A 19006-nucleotide genomic window follows, 5' to 3' on the forward strand; every position below is an offset into this window, starting at 1 on the left:
GATGAGTGACGGGCAGGCCGTTGTCGGTGTGATCATGGGCAGCGACTCCGATTGGCCGACGATGAAGGCGGCGACGGAGGCACTCGACGAGTTCGGTGTGGGCTACGAGGTGAGGGTGGTGTCGGCGCACCGTACCCCGCACGCGATGTTGGCCTACGGAGACAGTGCGGAGGACCGGGGACTGCGGGTGTTGATCGCCGGCGCCGGAGGCGCGGCGCACCTGCCGGGCATGGTGGCCTCGGTGACCGCGCTCCCGGTGATCGGGGTACCCGTGCCGTTGTCGCATCTGGACGGTATGGACTCCCTGCTGTCCATAGTGCAGATGCCCGCCGGTGTCCCGGTGGCGACGATGTCGGTCGGAGGCGCGCGGAACGCGGGCCTGCTCGCGGTGCGGATGCTGGGTGTGGCCGACGAGGTGCTGCGCGCGCGGATGCGCGACTACCAGGTGGACCTGGAACGGTTGGTCGCCGAGAAGGACGCCCGGCTGCGGGCGTCGCTGGACTGACGACTTCGGCGGGGAACCGGTGAGGTTCCCCGCCGGGCAGGTGAACTAAAGGTCGTCGTCGCCCTTCCACACCGTGTAGCTGACGGCGAGGTCGTTCAGGGTTCCGTTGTCCTCCAACTCGACCGTGTCGACGCTGAAGTACCCGGTGCGTCCTTCGGCGGTGGTGAAGCAGAAGATCCGGTACTGCTCCAACCGGCTCAGGTGGACCGTGCCGGACGTGGTGCTCACGCCCTCGCACTGCGACACCGTGGTCGGGGCGGAGGGTTCGACCCACTCTCCGAACTGGACCTGGTTCATGCCCTCCAGGCCGTCCGTGGTGAGCAGGGCGTCGAAGGTCTGCTCGTCGTCGTCGTAGCTGATGTAGTCGTCGCCGCCGTCGAAGTCGAACGCGGAGTCGGGATAGCCCTCCAGCACGCCGGAGATGAAGACCGGGTCCTCCTGTGCCGGGGCGTCGTCCGCGGGGGACTCGCTGCTCCCGTTGCCGGATCCCGTGGCGTCGGAGTCCTCGGTCTCGCCGGTGGTGTCGTCACCTTCCTGAGTGGACTCGGTGGTGGTGTCGTCGCCGGTGTCGGCCACGGTGGCGGGGGCCTGGAACGACCGGACGGCCAGCACGGTGACCGCGACGATCAGGATCACGAGGGTGCCGAGCACGCCCGTCACGATGGCCGGATGCAGCCACAGGTCCTTGAACCGGTTGCCGCTGGCCGGTGGTGGTTCGGCGGCCTGGGGGATGTACCCGGTCCCGCCGGAGACCGGTGTCTGCCAGCCGCCCGGCGGCGACTGCGGGTACTCCGGTTGCGGGGGCGGTGTTCCCTGCGGCGCGCCACTGGAGGGTCCGTCGTATGACATGGCGGTACTTTCATGGTTCGAAAGGCATCGGAGGTGGGCGTCCACACAATACCGGCCGACCTCAACCGGCCGGAGACTGCGGACGGTGTCACGCCGCGGTCGCGGGGACCGGAACGGGGCGGGTACGCGCCGCCCATCCTGCGGCGGCCGGAACCGCCACGCCCGCCACCGCGAACGCGACACCGAACAGCAGCCACCCGGGCAGTCCCCAGCCGATGACCACACTGGTCAACAGCGCGGGCGCGATGATGTCGGCGATCTGGAAGCCGGTGTTGTAGAGGCCCTGGTACTCGCCCTGCGCGTGGGCGGGGGCCAACTCGAAGGACAGTCCCCAGGCGCCGGCGGCCTGCAGCAGTTCCCCGAGAACGTGGACGAGGGCACCCAGCGCCAGGACGATCGTCGCCGTCACGGGTGAACCCTCGGCGGCCAGCGCGTACAGCGCGCAGGCGACCAACAGCAACAGGCCGGCGCGGCGCTGTGCCGTGGCGGCGCCGGTGACGGTCGCGCTGGATCGGCTGGCGCGCACCTGAAGCAGGATCACGAACACGGTGTTCACTCCGGCGAGTACCGCCACCGTCCACGCGGGAGCCTCGGTGCGCTCCACGACCCACAACGGGATGGCGATGTTGAGGACTCCGTAGTGGATGTTGAGCACCGCGTTGAGTGCCGCGAGCGCCACATAGGGCCGGTCGCGCAGTGCGGTCCACCGTCGTGGGCCGTCGGTGACCGGTACCGGTACCGGCCGGGGCACTCGCAGCGTCAGCAACGCCCCCGACATCTGCATGGCCGCGGCCGCGGCGATCAGGGCCGCGTATCCGGTGACGGTGTCGTGGTACAGCGCCAGTCCGGCCAGTGGTGCGCCGACCATCCATCCGACGTTGGTGACGGCGCGCAGGTACGCGCGGGTGCGCACCCGTTCTCCGGGAGGCACACTGCCCGCGATGAGCGCGCCGCGGGCGGCCTGCTGGGCGGCCTGTAGGAACGCTACGACCGAGGCCACCAGCACGAACGTCCACCACGTCCGGACCTGTAGGTACGCCAGGGTTCCGACGGCGGCGACGGCCGCGAAGCACACCGTCATGCCGCGGGCGCCGAACCGGTCGGCGAGGCGGCCCATCGGTATCCCGGCGGACAACGAGACGACGGCGGCGAGGGTCATGCCGGTGCCCACCTCGACCGCGGACAACCCGGCGACGTGGTGGAAGTAGATGACCGATGCCGTCACGAACAGGCCACGCCCCGTGGAGGACGCGAGGGTGGCGTAGGCGAGCGCCCGAGAGGCGCCGGGGGCGGGGAGGAGTCGTGCGGCACGGGTCGCGAGAGTGGTCACGCCGGAACATTAACAGTACGTGCGTACTGTTTAGTGCCGGCCGGGGTGTGATCCGTGCCGCCCGGAGCGGCCCGTCCTCCGTGCCGGACGACGGTTCCCTCCGCCCGGAGTGGACTGTCGTCCGGTCGGGTCCGGCGGCACGGCCCACACCGCCGTCAGGTGAGTCCGGCGGCCGGTGTGGTGGTGCGCCAGTGGTCGACGATGGGGATCAGACCCTCGGCGAGTGCCGGATACGACGGGAGCAGTACCGCGCAGGCGACGATCTGGAGTAGCCGGGTGGCGTCCATCACCGCGAGGACGTCCTCGTCGAGCCTTCGCATCCCCAGGGGCACCGCCGCGGCGTTGTAGGCGGCGACGCCGTCCGGCCCCGTCATGGTCATGTCCCACTCCACCGGACCGCATCCGACGTCCTCGAAGTCGGAGTAGACCTGTCCGCCCTCGGTGGAGATCAGGTTGAACGGGGGAGAGTCACCGTGAATGGCCTGCACCTCGACACCGGGGAACGTGTCCGCGAACGCCTCACGGCTGCCGATCCGGCGGGACAGGATCTCCCACTCCCGGTTCGCGCGTGCCAGGTCGTCCGGGGCCAGCAGTTCCGGGTGGTCCGCCAACTCCGCCAGCGACACCGGAATCATCTCCAGCATCGCCATGAACGGCAGCGTCTCCGGGTACTCGCGCAGTTCACGGTGCAGTGCCGGTATCAGCGCGTAGTGCGCGATGTAGTCGGGCGTGTCCTCGGTCGCGGGCCGTCTCACCGGTTCCCACATGGTGATGTGGAACCCGTTCCGCCGGATCGGCTGCTCCGGAACGAGTGGACTCGGCACCGCCACCGGAAGTCCGCGGCCGGACAGCCATCGGACGACGGCGAGTTCGGTGCGCTGTCGGAGTTCCATGGCCTCGGGGGAGCGAAGCGGCGTAGGGAGCACTGTGGGCACTCGCGCCACGACCGGTGAGGGGTCGAGCCTGGCGACGACCGAGAAGGCGTCGTGGAGGATCACCGGGTCGGTGACCTCCAGTCCCGCGTCCCGGGCCGCCTCGACCGCCGCGGTGAGGGCGTCGGCGCTTCGTGTCGTCGCTGGGGTGGAGATTTCCGGCATTCCGACATCCTGTCACGGGCTCCGTGGCCGGCCACGGAGCCCGTGACAGCCCTCAGCCCGTCCGCGACGTCGCCACGCGACGCGGTGCCGTGCCGGCGCGCAGCGGAGCCGCCTTCGCCGCCCACAGGGCGATCCCGATGTACAACACCTGTTCCGGGATTCTGATCCACAGTGGGGTCGCGGGCGTGCCGTTGAGCGGTATGTCGGCGACCGCGGCGTACACGTTGGCGGGCAGCATGACGGCGAACAGTGCCGCGAGGCAGAGCCCGGCCGCTCTGCGGGTGGTGGGGTGGACCAGCCCGGCGGCTCCGAGCAGTTCCAGGACCCCGGTCGCGTACACGGCGAGGCTCGGCCACGGCACGAACGGCGGCACCATCGCCACCATGTCGTCGTGACTCGGCATCGCGGTGACCGAGTCCGGTACGAAGTGGGCGGCGGCGGTCATCAGCAGCATGACGGCGAGGGCGTGCGCGGCACTGGCGTGCCACGTGGCGAACCGGCGCCATCCGATCGCCCCGAGGGCCCGCAGCACCGGCGTGCCGACGAGTGGGATGAAGACGACCTCCATGGCTCCTCCAATAGGTAGTGGCGCTATCTGCTTTCGATAGTAGCACTATCCATCAGGACGGCAAGCCGATTCCCGGCCCCATCGGGATCGCACCCTCGATCGGTGCCGTAAACCACCGGTAGCTCTTGCCGGTATGGGAACGCCGCCCGCGACGTCACCCCGAACCGGTGCCGGGCTCGCCACACACGTCAGGACGACGCGCCCACCGAGGCGTCGGTGCGTCCGGCCGACGCCCCCCGCCGCATCGTGATGAATCCGGCCGCCGCGAGGCCGGCGCCGATCCCCAGCGCCAACAGGGTCGTCACCCTGGCCACCTCACCCGGCCACGGGGTCGGCACCACGGCGCTGGTGAAACATCCGAACCTGGTCGCACCGGCCAACAACGCCATCGCCGCGCCCGCGACCGCCAGACCGAGATCCGCACCGGATCCCCGCCGCCACGCGTATCCGGCCGCGACCACTCCCGCGAGCCCGGCCAGGGCCGGCCACGCCTGCGCGGACACCAGTTGCCACAGCCAGGATCCCTCCGCGTCCGCGCTCACCACCGCGCGCCCCGCCGTGTCGAACAGGACCGCGACACCCGCCACGGCCGACCCGGCCGCCGCCACCCACCACGATCCCGGATGCCGGCTCACGGCGACACCGGCGGCGGCGGTCGCCGCGGCCAGTAGGAGCGCACCCGCCAGCCAGCTCGGCGTCTGCGGTGGTGCCAGCCAGTCCACCGTTCCGGTGACGGCGTGCAGCCGGATTCCGGTGCGCAACGGGATCGTCCACTCCATGACCCGGTGGTCGCGCGCCGGGTCGGCGACCACGGCCGGAGGCGGTGACTCGCTCATCCAGTGCGCGCGGTGGTCGTACCAGCGGAGCCGCGGCTCGTCGCCCGCCTTCACCCACTGTGGAGCCTGTGCGGCCGACGCCCACTCGGGTACCGGTTCGGCGTCGTCGGCCTGTTGATTCAGGTATGCGGCGGGCGACATCCGGTTGACATACAGCCCGTCCGGGCGAAGCTCGGCGTAGGGTTCACCCGCGTAACCGAGCACCTCGACGGTGACCGTCGTGGTGCTGATCTCCAGCCGGGCGCCCTTCTCGACCGTCCGCACCGTCACCCCCGGGATGTCCGGTACCCCGGTGACCGTGACGACGTAGTCGGACTCGGTCAACACCGACGGTCCGTGCGCCGCGGCCGTAGCGGGCCACAGCGACACGAGGACGAACACCGTGGCGAGGAGCACGGCCGGGACTCCCCCGAAGGGCCTCCCGACCGTGCCGTGCCGCATGTGTGTACCTCAGTCCTGAGTGGTTCCCTCGGAGGCGGACTCGCTCGGCGAAGACGACTCGTCCACGCCCGCCTCGGCGAGCTTCGCCGACAATGTGGTACGGAGCTTCTCGATCACGGCGTCGAGGCCCTGACCCGCCGGTACCTCGATCTGTTCCCCGTCGACGAACACCGTCGGTGTCCCGGTGACGCCGTCGGCGGAGGCGGTGTCGGTGGCGTCCTGCACCCAGCCCCGGTAGGTCTTGTCCTTCACACAGGACTCGAACGACGAGCCCAGGCCGATCTCCTCACCGAGCGCGATCAGCTCCTCGTCGTCCAGGCCGGGGGTCTGCTCCTCCGGCTGATTGGTGAACAACGTGTCGGCGTACTCGACGAACTTGCCGTCGTCGGCGGCACACACGGCCGCGGCCGCCGAGCGGGTCGAGTAACGGGTGCCCTGTGACGCGCCGTCCAGGATCGCGATCGGGTGGACGTTCAGCGTGATACGGCCTTCCTCGGCCATCTGCTTGAGCTCACCGCCGACCTCCTCGTCGAACAGGCCGCAGATGGGACACATGAAGTCCTCGTAGAGGTCCACGGTGACCGGACCGTCCCCCACGACGATCGCGCCGGACTCGGTGTGCTGCGCCTGCGGCGGTACGACCTCCTCGGACTGGTTGAGGTACAGGCCGACGCCGATCAGACCGAGGATCACCACCACGACCCCCACGATCGCGCTTCCCATGATGAGCTGCCTGCGCCTCTGCTCACGTTCCCGCTGTTCCCGCATCACGCGTGCGGCCTGTTGCTTCTTGTCGTAGCGTTTCGCCATGTAAGTCGGATCTCACTTCGTCTTGAAAAGGATGCGGTCGGCGGAGAACGGCGTCCGGGGACGCCAGACGAGCAGGCCGGTCAACGCCAACAGACCGATGTCGCGCAGGATCTCCGCCAGATACTGGGGTTTCTCCCCCTCGCCGAGCTGCCCACCTCCACCGAAGCAGCCGCAGTCGATCTGTAGGCCCCTCGCCCACGCGGAACCGATGCCGACGATGAACGCCACCAACAGCAGCGCGGACACGACGGCGGCCGGTTGCGTCGCCAGGCCGGCGATCAGCAACAGCCCGATGCCGACCTCCACCAGCGGCAGCACGATGCCGACGAACTCGGCCAGCGAGTTCGGCAGCAGTTCGTACACCTGCACCGCGCGAATGGAGGAACGCAGGTCGGACACCTTCAGGCCACCGGCGACGAGCCATACGCCGCCGACGATCAGCCGGGCCGCCAGGCCCACCCACGGGACGGTCCGGTCCAGCAGCGACTCACCCGTCGCCGCTTCCATGGTCTTGCTCATGGTTGATTAGTCGCCTCTCATCACCGAATGGTTCCGGTATCACACGGTAGCGGTACGACTCCAGGCGGCGATCAGGTCATCACGTGCTCGGGCGACCCGCGACCGGATCGTGCCGATCGCCACCCTCTCCACCTCGGCGGCCTCCGCGTAAGACAGTCCCACGACCTGGGTGAGTACGAAGGCGGCGCGCCGTTCCGCCGGCAGTCTCGCCAGCAGATCCGTCACGGCGAGCAGTTCGTCGGTCGGGGGGGTGTCGGTGGGGCGCGGCTGCGCGTGGACGCGCGCGTCCAGCCGGCGTCGCCGGGTGAGGGTGCGGATGTGGTCGGCGCACGTGCGGCGGCCGATGCCCAGTAGCCACGTGCGGACGGTGGAGCGGCCGGCGAACTGCGGCAGGGCCTTCAGCGCCCGCAGGTACGTCTCCTGGGTGAGGTCGTCGGCCGACTGCCGATCGATGAGCGCGGCACACAGTCGCCACACGTCCTGTTGGGTGGCGCGCACGAATGCCGCCACTGCCACCGGATCGCCGTCGCGAGCCGCCAAGGCGAGCCGGGTCGCCTCGTCCTCGGGTGCGGGCTCCACGGGCGAAACCTTACGGGGAGCGAAGCGGTGAATGCCATGTGGTCAAATGTCGATACGTAGAGTCAACGGGTGATCACATGCGGTGAATCGGCACGGTTCGGGAACTTTCCGGCCGTTGCGCGCGACCACCTTCACATGACGTGTGCCAAAGCCCGCGCCGCCGTGTCGGCCCTTCTCGACGGCGAGTCCGTCGACGACCGCCCCGCGGTGTCGGCGCACCTGGCCGCCTGCCCGGACTGCGTCGGCTGGCGTGCCCGCGCCGAGACCGTCGGACTGCGGATGCGTGGCGCGTTCGACGACGTGCCCGACCTGACCACCGCCGTCCTGTCGGCCGCGACGGAGCGGGAACGGCGGGACGCCGTCCGCCGCCGCGCCCAGGTCGCCGGCCGCCGCCGCGTCCTGCGGTGGGCCGTCGGCGTGGCCGCGGTCGTGCAACTCACCCTGGCGATACCGGCGCTGCTCACCGCCGCCGGGGTCACCGACCTGGCCGCGGTGCACACCAGCCGGGAGATGGCGTCGTTCGACATCGCGGTGGCGGTGGGATTCCTGCTCGCCGCCGTGCGCCCGGAACGCGCGCGCGCCTTCGTCCCGGTGGCCGTCGTCCTGGCGGCCTGTCTCGGCATGACCAGCATGCTCGACGTCGCCTCCGGGCTGACCGGGATCGTCGACGAGGCGGGACACCTGGTCGCGCTCGTGCAGGCCGGTCTACTGTGGGCGTTGGGTAGGGTACCGGTCGACACCTCCACCTCCACGAGACCGGTGACCACATGACGCCCACACCCGTCGTCCGTGCCCGTACCCTCCTACCGCTGTCGCTGCTGACCGGCCTGCTGCTGGTCCTGCTGGCCGGCACCCCCGCCCACGCCCACGCCACCGTGGTCTCGACCAGTCCGGCCGCGGACGAGATCGTCGCCACCGCGCCCTCCGAGATCGTCGTCGAGTTCAGCGAGCAGGTCTCCGTGGTCGCCGCCGAGACCGGCGTCATCGCGCCGGACGGTGAACGCGCCGACGCCGAACCCGCCCGTTCCGAGGGCAACGTGCTCACCTACCGGTTGCGCGACGACCTGCCCCGGGGCACCTACCTGGTCAGCTATCGCGTGATCTCCGCCGACGGCCACCCGGTCCCCGGCGGTTACACCTTCTCCATCGGGGAGCGCTCCGCCACCCCCGACTCCGACGCGCTCGACGTCGAGGCCGACCCACTGGTGGGCGCCCTGGTCCTCGTGAACCGGTACCTCGGGTACGCCGGACTCGCCCTCGTCCTCGGTCCCGGGCTGCTGCTGGTCGCCGCGCGAGGCCGCGGCTCCGCCTTCCCACCGCCACGCGGCCCCCGTCTGCTGGCCACCACCGGACTCGCCACCGTCGCCGTCACCGCGGTGATCGGCCTGTACCTGCAGGCCCCCTACACCGCGGGCGCCGGACTGTTCGACGTCTCGGGCGACGACATCGGCATGGTCGTGCAGTCCCGGTACGGCGTGGCCGCGATGGCCAGGCTGTTGGCCGTGCTCATCGCGATACCACTGCTGTACCGGGCGATACGGCCCGACGCCGGAACCGCCGACCGGGTCCTGCCCGGGTTCGCGGCGGTGGCCATGGCACTCACCTGGCCGATGTCGGGGCACGCCACCACCTCGCCCGCGCCACCGCTGACCGTCCTCACCGACACCGTTCACGTCGCCGCCATGGGCATGTGGGTCGGCGGCCTGGTCACGATGGCCGTCTACCTGTTCCGGCGACACCGCCTGCGGGAACTGGAAGACTTCCTGCCGAAGTGGTCGATCTGGGCGACCTGGCTGGTCGCCGCGCTGGCGGTCGCGGGGGTGGCCCAGGCGGTCATCGAGATCGGTACCGTCACCGCGCTCCTGGACACCGACTACGGGCGGCTGGTCCTCGTCAAGGTCGGGCTGTTCGCCGTGCTGCTGGCGGCGGCCTTCCTCGCCCGCCGTACCGTCGCCCGCGCCGAGCACTCCGACACGACCACGCGGATCCGGCGGCTCGTCACCGTGGAACTCGCCGTCGCGGCCGTGATCCTGGCGTGCAGCGCACTGCTGGTGCAGACAGTGCCCGCGCGGGTCGCGGCCGAGACGGGCGAGGGGGTCACCGACGAGGGCCGGTTGTACTCGGTCAAGTTGACCGACGAACTCTTCACCCTCCAGTTCGAGATCGAACCGGTCGCCGTGGGGGACAACACCGCGCACCTGTACCTGTTCACGCCGGAGGGCGAGCCCCTGGAACCGTTGGAGTGGTCGGCGACGTACGGCCGACTCGACGCCGACATCGCCCCCGTGGGCATCGGGCTCGCGCTGCTGTCGCCCAACCACGTGCAGGCCGACGTCGCGCTGCCCACCGCCGGACAGTGGGAGTTCACCTTCACCATCCGGGTCGGTGAACTGGACCGGGCGACCGTGAGCACGGTCGTCACCGTCATGTAAGGAGAGAATCCCGATGTCAACCCCGATCCGCCGCCTGGCAGCCGTGCTCGCCGGCGCCGCCGTCGGCGTGCTGGCCTTCGCCGGCCCGGCCGCCGCGCACGTCACGGTCGACCCCGGTGAGGCCGAGGCCGGCGGCTATGCCCGTCTCGACTTCCGGGTACCGAACGAGTCCGACGAGGCGGCCACCGTCCGGCTGGAGGTCAACCTTCCCGAGGACGCGCCACTGGCATCGGTGCGGACCCTGCCGGTTCCCGGTTGGACCGCGGAGATGGAGGTGCGTGAGCTGGACGAACCGGTGGACCTGCACGGACGGCAGATCACCGAGGCGGTGTCGAAGATCACCTGGACGGCCGACGACGACGCCGGCATCGACCCGGGTGAGTTCGGCGAGTTCGGGGTGAGCGTCGGCCCGCTGCCCGACTCGGGAGTGCTGATCTTCAAGGTGATCCAGGTCTACTCGGACGGCGAGGAGTCGGCGTGGATCGACGAACCGACCACCGACGGCAGTGAACCGCCGGGTCCCGCGCCGGTGTTGACGATCGTGCCCGGCGACGGCGACGGCGACGGTCACGGTGACGACGCCGCGGCGGACGAGGGCGAGACCGACGCGGAGACGGCGGCCGACGCCGAGGACGACGGTGGGACGGTTCCGTTGGTGCTGTCGATCGCCGCGGCCGTGGTGTCGGTGGTGGCACTGGTGTTGGCCGGCCTCGCCTGGCGGCGACGCGACACGTGACGGGTCGACCCTGGTGGCCGCTGAGGGAGAGCGGCCACCAGGATTCGGGGGGAGAGACCGGCGGCCCCCTCAAGGCCAGGAATGAGGGGGCCGCCGAAAGGCCGTGTCCGTGCCGGGTCAGTTGCCCCACTTCCGGCACGGGACGACCTGATGGGGAGGAAACGCGGTCGGGCGGGACTCCAGATGCACCCCCAGTGGTCGACGGCATGTGCGGTAACCGGTACGCGCGGCGAGACGGGTGGTCGTCGGGAGGAACCCCCGCCTCGGCCGCGGCGTTGTGATCACCTTATGACGCTGTGAGCAGGGTCGTCAGTCGAGAATCCGACAAAACCACACATATGAATGTCTACTGTCCCCCCGCCGAGCGGAGCCGCCCCGCCCGGGCCGGTGCGTACAATTGATCGCTCGCCCGCAGCCCGAAAGCCATAGGAGTCCGTGTGTCTGGAGACGACCGTCAGCTCAGTGTCCGCGACACCGAGATGGCCGCCGAGCAGCGGCACGTCGACGTGGTGTACCGGCGGCTGGCGGAGTTGCGAGACGCCGCCGCGGGCGCGCAGCGGGCCGGTTACGGGCACCGCGAGGCCACGGTGCCCGGCGCCCAGTTCGAGCGCGACGTGTTCGTCTACAACGCCGCCAAACGCATCGCCGACATCGACGCCCAGCACGAGGGCCTGGTGTTCGGGCGGTTGGACCTGCGGGACTCCGGGGACGCCGATCGGGTGGACGCCGACGAGCGGCCGCCGGCCGCCGCACCGAAGGACGTCGCCGAGGGCGAGGTGAAGGTGCGGCACATCGGTCGGCTGGGGCTCCGTGACTCCGACTACCGGCCGCTGTTGATCGACTGGCGGGCTCCCGCGGCCGCGCCGTTCTATCAGGCCACGGCCGCCGACCCGCAGGGCGTCATCCGTCGCCGGGTGATCAGGTGCAGCGGTCAACGCGTCACCGACGTCACCGACGACCTGCTCGACCCGACCGAGTCCGGTTACGCCGTCGTGGGCGACGGCGCTCTCATGGCGGCGCTCACCCGCCGCCGCACCGGGCGGATGCGTGACATCGTGGCGACGATCCAGGCCGAACAGGACGCGGCGATCCGGGCGCCCGCGCGCGGCGCCACCGTCATCACCGGCGGACCGGGCACCGGCAAGACGGTCGTCGCCCTGCACCGGGCCGCGTACCTGCTGTACTCGGACCGCCGCCGCTTCGAGGGGGCCGGGATCCTGATCGTCGGCCCGTCCGACGTGTTCATGCGCTACATCGAGCGGGTTCTTCCGTCGCTGGGAGAGGACACCGCCGCGCTGTACTCGCTCGGCGACCTGTATCCCGGCGTCACCACCGACCGGCGTGACTCCCCGTCGGTCGCGGCGATCAAGGGCGGCCTGCGGATGCGGAAGGTGCTCTCTCGCGCGGCCCGCCTCGCTCCGGCCGGTGTGCCGACCGAACTCTCCATCGTCTACAAGGGAGAGGTGTTGCGGCTCGCCCGGGAGGAACTGGCGGCGCTGCGCACCCAGGTGCACGCCAAGGGGATGAAGCCCAACACCGCCAAGCTGGAGGCCGGGCGCGCACTACTGGTCGGCCTGTGGCGCAAGGCCAAGCCGATCGTGCCGGACCTGGTGCCGGCGGAGTTCTCCCGGGAGCTGGGCGGCCGGAACGAGTTCCTCGCCTTCCTCGACCGCTGGTGGCCGATGCAGAGCCCGGTCGACGTGTTGCCGACCCTGGCCGACCGCCGCCGGCTCGCCGAGGCGGCGCAGGGCGCGTTCCACCGTGGAGAACTGGCGGAGTTGGCCGAGTCGTTCGGCAAGGAGTTCACCGTCTCCGACGTGCCGCTGCTGGACGAACTCGACCAACTGCTCGGCCGCGAACCGAAGCAGCCCACGCGGCAGGTCAAGGAACACCAGGGCGTCCAGGAGCTGACGACGATCCAGGACCGCATGTTCACCCGCGCCCCCCGCGCGCACCGGGGCGCCGACTACTCCGAGTACGCCCACGTGATCGTCGACGAGGCGCAGGACCTGTCGCCGATGCAGTGGCGGATGCTGGGCAGGCGCGGCCAGATCGCGGGTTGGACCGTGGTCGGTGACGCGGCGCAGAGCAGTTGGCCGGATCCGGCCGAATCGGCCGCCGCGCAGCGGGCCGCTCTCGGCCGTGGGCCGCAGCACCGGTTCCACCTGAGCACCAACTACCGCAACTCGGCCGAGATCTTCGACTACGCGGCGGAGGTGGTGCGGGAGGCCGTACCGGACGCCGACATCCCCGACGCCGTGCGCCGCACCGGTGTGGCACCGCGACTGTTGAAGGTCCCCGCCGACACGCTCCTCACCGAGACGGCCGCGCAGGCCGGACGCGCCCTGTCCGAAGTCGAGGGTGTCGTCGGTGTGATCGCCGATCCCGACCGGCATTCCGAACTGGCCGAACGCCTGCCGCAGGACGACCGCGTCATCCTGGTGGGGCCGTTGGAGTCCAAGGGGCTGGAGTACGACGCCGTCGTGGTGTGCGACTTCCCGGGCCTGGTGGAGAGGTTCACGATCCGGGTCGGTTACGTGGTCCTGACCCGCGCCACCCAGCTGTTGATCCAGGTGGACCCCGACGTCCGCTGACCACGCTCCGTGCCGGTGCCACGCCGGCGCGCGAGCGCGTGCCCGAATTCTGAAACTGTGACCCGGATCACACTCGGTGCCGGTATCTGACGCGCCCGCCGCCGCTCTATGAGGGCGGAGGCAACGCGCCGACCGGCCGGGATCCCTCACCTGCCAGAGAGATCCCGGCCTCGCCACATGGGGTGCCAAGGAGCCGCGGGATCCTGCCGTCTCGCGGACATCGGGGGCATGGGGCCGCGGCGGACGCACTGGGGAGCGTCCGCCGCATCCCCACGACCACACGGGAGTGGCGATCGGCCGCCAGACTGATTCCACACGACCAGCACAGGAGCGGGAATGAAGATCGTCTTCACCGATGAGTCGGCGAGCCTTGAGCCGCCCAACCCACGCCGGGACCGGTCGTCGGGCGTGCCGTCGCTGCCCGAACACGTCCTCGATCGCCACCGCGCCAGGGTGTTGCGCCCCGGCGACGCACCGGTGGCCGCCGGAACACCGACGCCCGACGGGACCGTCTACCGGTACCAGCGGCTGCTGATGTGCCACAGACTGCTCGGCGACACCGGACGGCTCGCCGCCCTGGACGACGTCCTCACCGGACACGGACTCCGCATCGACCGCAGCCGCATCGCCGACCGCCCGGCCGCTCGCATGCACCGCGCCGAACTGGGGGCGGCGGGTACCCGTCCCACCCGGGTGGACGCCTGGACCGTCCTGCAGACCGTGCGCGCGGCGGTCGAGAACGGCGACTGCGACCGGGGCGTCGGCAACGGCCTGCGCCTGGAACACCTGCTGGTGGCGGCGAAGGGTGGCGGTCCGTCAGCGGGCACCCCCGGTGGTGGCGGGCCCGGTGGCCCGTATCCGTCCTACCCCGACCGGTTCCCCGTCGAGTTCGCCGCGCCGATGCCCACCCGTCGTCCGGTCGCGGCGATGCCGGGTGGCCGGCGTCCCGTGATCGCGGTGCTCGACACCGGCATCGCGCCGGGGCACCCGGCGCTCGACGTCTCGGATCGCAGTGAGGGCAGGGACACCTTCGTCTCGGTGGATACCGAGCTGCAGAAGACCATCACGATCGACTCCGATCCGGAGGGGCCGCCGCTGGACACCCCGTGGGACACCCTGGTGACCGACGAGTCACTGCTGGGAGAGGTCAGCTCCCACTTCGGACACGGCACCTTCATCGCCGGACTCATCCGGCAGATCGCGCCCGACGCCAGGGTGCGGTCGATCCGCGTCATGCACGACGACGGGCTGGTCTACGAACACGAGTGCATCCACGCGCTGAGCCTGTTGGCCGACGAGGTGGAACGCGCCCGAGCCGGTGACGAGTCGGCCGACCCGGTGGATCTGATCACGCTGTCCTTCGGCTTCGTCGACGAGGATCCCTACGACCAGCCCAGTGCCGGCCTCATGCGGGTCGTCGAACGACTGGCGCGGCTCGGCGTCGGAGTCGTCGCCGCCGCCGGTAACCAGGCCACCAGGCGGCCGTTCTACCCCGCCGCCCTCGCCGCCGAGGACCTCGGTGAATCGGCGGCCCCGATCCTCAGCGTGGCGGCGCTCAACCCCAACGGCACGGTGGCGATGTTCTCCAACGAGGGATCGTGGGTCAACTGCTACGCCACGGGCGCCGGACTGGTCTCGACGTTCCCGACCTTCGCGAGCGGTTCGCGTTCCCCCGACCGGCAGTCGGCCGGACTGCGTCGTCGCCGGGAGGGGTTCGACGCCGACGACTTCAGCAGCGGGTTCGCGGTGTGGAACGGCACGTCCTTCGCGGCTCCGGTGGCCGCCGCCGGCGTGACCGCGGCGATGCTCCGGTTGCCCGGTGTCGACCTGTCGGACCGTTCGGCGGAGGCCGCCGCCGGGCGGCTGACCGGTGCGATCAGGGTCTTGAAGGGATAGCGTCGAGTTCATGACCATCGATGTGCCGGACGCGATCACCGGAAACGCCAAGCGATACGCCGACGCCCTGCGGGACGCCCGTGAGGGCGTCGCCCATGCGCTGGACGATCTGGTGGCGGAGTTCAGCCCGATGCTGTGGCGGGTGGCGCGACGCCAGGGGCTCGACCGCGTCGAGGCGGAGGACGTGGTGCAGAGCACCTGGCTCGCGCTGCTGCGCAGTGTGGAGTCGCTGACCACGCCCGCCGCGCTGCCCGGTTGGTTGGTCACCACCGCCAAACGGGAGGCGTGGCGGATCCGGGCGAAGGTGCGTCGGGAGACACCCGCCGACCGGGAGTGGGACGAGTTGGCGGACGGGGAGACGGGTATCGACTTCGACGTGGTGGAGCGGCTCGGGATGGCACCGCGCTACGCGTCGTTGTGGCGGGCGGTCCGGCAGTTGTCGGACCGCTGCCGTGATCTGGTCGCGGTGGTCGCCACCGTGGAGCGACCGGATTACAACGAGGTCGCGCGGGCACTGGGAATGCCGCGCGGCAGCATCGGTCCCAGCCGGGGCCGTTGTCTCAATCAGCTCCGCGAACTCTTGCAGGCTGATCCGGATTGGAACGGTTGAGGGGAGAGAAGGATGGAAACGGCCGGGAGGAACGTCGCCGGGGCGGACGCCCCGCTCGACGAGGTGGACGCCGCCAACCTGGCGGCGGTGCGCCGGTTGCAGGACGCGCTGGACCCGATGCCGGAGGACCTGGTCGCGGGAGTGCGGTTCGCGTTGTCGCTGGAGCAGTTGGACGCCGAGGTGGCGAGTCTGGTCGAACAGTCCAAGGTGGATGCCCGGGCCGGTGTCGACACCGCCGAACAGGCCCGGACCATCATCTTCGAGTCCTCGACGGTCACGGTCATGGTCACGGTGGCCCTGCTCGACGACGACCGGATCCGGGTGGACGGCTGGCTGTCACCCGAGGGTGAATACCGGGTGGAACTGCGCACCCCCAGCGACCAGTTCCGCACCGAGTCCGACGTGATGGGCCGGTTCGTGATCGAGTCGGCACCGCGTGGCATCTTCCGGCTGGTGATCCGGCCGCCGCGCGGCAGGCACGGCAATCCACCGGTGGTCATCACCCCCTCGGTGGTCATCGACTGACCGGCGCCGATCGTCACCGGGTGCCGAGTGAGGCGCCACCCGTGGTCACGATCCGCCGTATGAACGAGAATGTCGGGATGGCATCGCCCGAACCCCATCCCGACCTGCTCGCCGAAGCCTGGCGCCTGCAGGCGCTTGGCGCCGAGACCATGAACCTCGGCAAGCCGGCCGAGGGTGCCGCCCTGCTCAGGCAGGGGCTTGAGCTGGTGGGTTGGCGGGAGCGGGAACCGTTCCATGCGCACCCGACGGTCCGCCATGTCACCGCGCGCCTACTGAACAGCCTGGCGTATGCGGAGTCGGAACAGGGCCGTCATCTGTACGGCTTGCGTCTTCTCGATCTCGCCGAGCCATTGGCCGCCGACGAGCACCGTGGACTCATCCTTCAGCAACGAGGTGTGGTCACTTGGAAGGCGGGACGACTGGAGGAGTCTTTGGCCTGGTATCTGCAAGCCGAGCCGTTGATGGAGCGGCATGCGCCTATGTCGATGTTGGCCATCATGCTGCTCAATCGCAGTGGTCTGCAAGCGGAGATCGGAAGATTCAAGGCCGCTCGGGCAGACTTGAAGCGTTGCATCGACCTGGCTGTACAACACGGACTACCAGTTCGCCTCGCTCAGGCTTGGCATTCTCAGGGCAATGTGGAATTGTATTCGGCCAACATACCCGCAGCTCTCATCGCCTACGACAAGGCACTACGGGGATACGCTGAACACGCACCAGACCTCGTGCCGCAAGTGTTGCTGAACAAAGCGCACGCCCTGATTGAAGTCGGACTTTTCCGGGAGGCCGCTCGGCTGCTCGACTCCGTCATCGGCGATTACGGGAAGTCCGGTCGAACCTGGTGGGCCCTGGCGATCGTGCACATTCATCGGGCTCGCATCGCGTTGGATCTCGACTCTCCTGAGGCGGCATTGGCGACGGCACGCCGCACCGAGGAAGTGGCACACCAGATCGGATCATCGTTCTCGATTCTCCACGCCGAGCGACTGCGGCGTCAGAGTCAACTTCGATTCGGGGAGGTATCGAAGGACTTCGTGGACCAGTTGCTTCGCCTCGCCGACCAGACCGCAGCGGTGGGAGTACCGGACGACGCGGTATTGGTGCGGACGATCGCGGCCAGGGCGTTGATCAGGCAATCACGACTCGACGCCGCCACCGAGATGTTGCGAGAGCCGGTCAGTCGGCAGGGTTTCGACCGCCAACACCTCCCCACCCTCCGCCGTCTCGCGCGTGCCGAGCTGGCGGAGGCCGAGGGGAACCCGTCCGGGGCGTTGACCCAACTCCGGTTGGGGCTCAACGACCTCCACCGGCATCGTTCCAGGCTCGGCAGTGTCGAGATGCAGGCCGGTATGTCGTCGCTGGGTCGGGAACTCGCCCAGATGGGGCTGCGGCTGGCGGTGGACTCCGGCAGGTTCGGCACCGTGTTCTCGTGGGCGGAGCGGTCCCGGGCGCAGACGTTCCGCTCCACGCCGGTGCGGCCGCCCGAGAACGAGGAGGCGGCCGAACTGCTGGCGCGGGTCCGCAAGGCCCGCGACGACATCCGGGAGGGTGAACTGGCAGGCGACGACGTGACCGACCTGCGGGCGCAGTGCCGGCAGTGGGAGCACCGGTTGCGGGAGCACTCCTGGCACTCGACCGGCAGCGGGGAGTCGGTGCCGGTGGTGAGGCTGGGCCAGGTCCACGAACGGCTCGCGTCCGGTGGGCAGATGATGGTCAGCTACGTCACCGACCGGGGGCGGCTGCACGCGCTCGTACTGCGGGACGGCCGCAACTACCGGGTCGAGCTGGGTGGAGAGCCGGAGGTCGCCGAGGCGGTGAGGCGACTCCACGCCGACCTGACCGTGTTGACCGGCCGGCGTCTTCCCGAGCCGATGACCAAGGTGGTGCGCGGGTCGATCCGGAACCAGGCCGACCGGCTCGCCGAGCTGCTGTTCCGGCCTCTGCTGCCGCTGCTCGGTGACCGCGAGCTCGTGATCGTGCCCACCCAGGCGATGAGTTCGCTGCCCTGGGGCCTGCTTCCGCCGTTGTCGGGCCGTCCGGTGACGGTGTCGCCGTCGGCGTCGGTGTGGTGGAGTGCCGCCGGGCGTGTCGTCGCGCGTGGTGTCGGCGTGTTGCTCGCCTCCGGCCCGGACCTGGTCCACGCCGAGCGTGAGTTGTCGGAGATCGCCGGGCATCACACCGGGGCGGAGGTGTTGCAGGGGAGTGACGCCACCCCCGCGATGGTGCTCGCCGGCCTCGACGGTGTCGGACTGGCGCACCTGGCCGCGCACGGCTACCACGAACCGGAGAACGTGCTGTTCTCCCGGTTGGACTTCGCGGGCGGGCCGCTGATGGCCTACGACATCGCGGCCCTGTCGCGGCCGCCCGCGCAGGTCACGTTGTCGGCGTGTGACGTCGGGCAGTCGACGAACGTGACGGCGGGGGAGGAGAGCCTGGGTTTCACGGCGGCGCTGCTCCACGCCGGCACCGGTACGGTCGTCTCCAGCGTGACCAAAGTGGAGCACGGAGCGGCGGCGGACGTCATGACGGCGTACCACGCCGGTCTGGTGGCGGGGGTCTCGCCCGCACGGGCCCTGGCGGACGCGTCGCTGCGGCGACCGCTGTCGCCGTTCGTCTGCTACGGCGCCGGATAGCGCCGCCGGGCGTGAGAGCTTCGTGACAAACCGGGCCGAGCGAGCC

At 70.4% G+C, this 19006-nt stretch carries 17 protein-coding genes; 9 read left to right on the forward strand and 8 right to left on the reverse strand.

Annotated features, from left to right (window positions below; translation table 11 throughout):
• Position 1 precedes the first annotated feature (1 nt).
• Positions 2-505, forward strand: a complete 504-nt coding sequence (gene purE, locus LX16_RS17340) for a 5-(carboxyamino)imidazole ribonucleotide mutase (RefSeq protein WP_147140113.1) — start codon at positions 2-4, stop codon at positions 503-505.
• Positions 506-550: 45 nt separating this feature from the next.
• Here the strand turns inward: purE and LX16_RS17345 are convergent, their stop codons facing one another.
• The 8 genes from LX16_RS17345 to LX16_RS17380 form a co-directional block, all read right to left on the reverse strand.
• Complete coding sequence (locus tag LX16_RS17345) at positions 551-1354, reverse strand: hypothetical protein (RefSeq protein ID WP_147140116.1); 804 nt, start codon at positions 1352-1354, stop codon at positions 551-553.
• Positions 1355-1442: 88 nt separating this feature from the next.
• Positions 1443-2684 carry an MFS transporter gene (locus LX16_RS17350; RefSeq protein ID WP_147140118.1) on the reverse strand — a complete coding sequence of 414 codons (1242 nt, stop codon included), beginning with the start codon at positions 2682-2684 and terminating at the stop codon, positions 1443-1445.
• Between the two features lie 155 nt (positions 2685-2839).
• Positions 2840-3781, reverse strand: a complete 942-nt coding sequence (locus LX16_RS17355; protein WP_147140120.1) for a phosphotransferase — start codon at positions 3779-3781, stop codon at positions 2840-2842.
• Between the two features lie 52 nt (positions 3782-3833).
• Positions 3834-4349: a DoxX family protein gene (locus tag LX16_RS17360; RefSeq protein WP_147140122.1), complete on the reverse strand. Its 516-nt coding sequence runs from the start codon at positions 4347-4349 to the stop codon at positions 3834-3836.
• Between the two features lie 188 nt (positions 4350-4537).
• The gene (locus tag LX16_RS17365) at positions 4538-5626 is read right to left on the reverse strand and encodes a hypothetical protein (RefSeq protein WP_158645640.1); all 1089 of its coding nucleotides are present in this window, start codon (positions 5624-5626) and stop codon (positions 4538-4540) included.
• 9 nt (positions 5627-5635) lie between these two features.
• Positions 5636-6436 (reverse strand): DsbA family protein, encoded by an 801-nt coding sequence (locus LX16_RS17370; RefSeq protein ID WP_147140126.1) that lies wholly within the window; start codon positions 6434-6436, stop codon positions 5636-5638.
• Between the two features lie 12 nt (positions 6437-6448).
• The gene (locus LX16_RS17375) at positions 6449-6955 is read right to left on the reverse strand and encodes a DoxX family protein (RefSeq protein ID WP_211354556.1); all 507 of its coding nucleotides are present in this window, start codon (positions 6953-6955) and stop codon (positions 6449-6451) included.
• A gap of 39 nt (positions 6956-6994) precedes the next feature.
• A complete protein-coding gene (locus LX16_RS17380; protein WP_211354557.1) occupies positions 6995-7534 on the reverse strand; it encodes a sigma-70 family RNA polymerase sigma factor in 540 nt (179 codons plus the stop codon).
• A 135-nt stretch (positions 7535-7669) separates the two neighbouring features.
• Here LX16_RS17380 and LX16_RS17385 point away from each other — a divergent pair, with 135 nt between their 5' ends.
• From LX16_RS17385 to LX16_RS17420, 8 genes are all read left to right on the forward strand, one after another.
• Positions 7670-8305, forward strand: a complete 636-nt coding sequence (locus tag LX16_RS17385; RefSeq protein WP_147140130.1) for a zf-HC2 domain-containing protein — start codon at positions 7670-7672, stop codon at positions 8303-8305.
• The gene (locus LX16_RS17390) at positions 8302-9966 is read left to right on the forward strand and encodes a copper resistance CopC/CopD family protein (protein ID WP_147140132.1); all 1665 of its coding nucleotides are present in this window, start codon (positions 8302-8304) and stop codon (positions 9964-9966) included. The genes LX16_RS17385 and LX16_RS17390 overlap by 4 nt, the downstream gene beginning before the upstream one ends.
• Before the next feature lie 13 nt (positions 9967-9979).
• Entirely contained in the window at positions 9980-10702 is a 723-nt protein-coding gene (locus LX16_RS17395) for a YcnI family copper-binding membrane protein (protein WP_147140134.1), read from the forward strand.
• Between the two features lie 479 nt (positions 10703-11181).
• Positions 11182-13296 (forward strand): helicase domain-containing protein, encoded by a 2115-nt coding sequence (locus LX16_RS17400; protein ID WP_147140886.1) that lies wholly within the window; start codon positions 11182-11184, stop codon positions 13294-13296.
• Positions 13297-13632: 336 nt separating this feature from the next.
• Positions 13633-15192: a S8 family serine peptidase gene (locus LX16_RS17405; RefSeq protein WP_147140136.1), complete on the forward strand. Its 1560-nt coding sequence runs from the start codon at positions 13633-13635 to the stop codon at positions 15190-15192.
• 10 nt (positions 15193-15202) lie between these two features.
• Positions 15203-15802, forward strand: a complete 600-nt coding sequence (locus tag LX16_RS17410) for an RNA polymerase sigma factor (protein ID WP_147140138.1) — start codon at positions 15203-15205, stop codon at positions 15800-15802.
• Positions 15803-15814: 12 nt separating this feature from the next.
• Positions 15815-16327, forward strand: a complete 513-nt coding sequence (locus LX16_RS17415) for a hypothetical protein (protein ID WP_147140139.1) — start codon at positions 15815-15817, stop codon at positions 16325-16327.
• Between the two features lie 59 nt (positions 16328-16386).
• A complete protein-coding gene (locus LX16_RS17420; protein WP_147140141.1) occupies positions 16387-18960 on the forward strand; it encodes a CHAT domain-containing protein in 2574 nt (857 codons plus the stop codon).
• Positions 18961-19006 lie beyond the last annotated feature (46 nt).

Origin of the sequence: Stackebrandtia albiflava (genome assembly GCF_007994225.1) — a bacterium.
Classification (GTDB): domain Bacteria; phylum Actinomycetota; class Actinomycetes; order Mycobacteriales; family Micromonosporaceae; genus Stackebrandtia; species Stackebrandtia albiflava.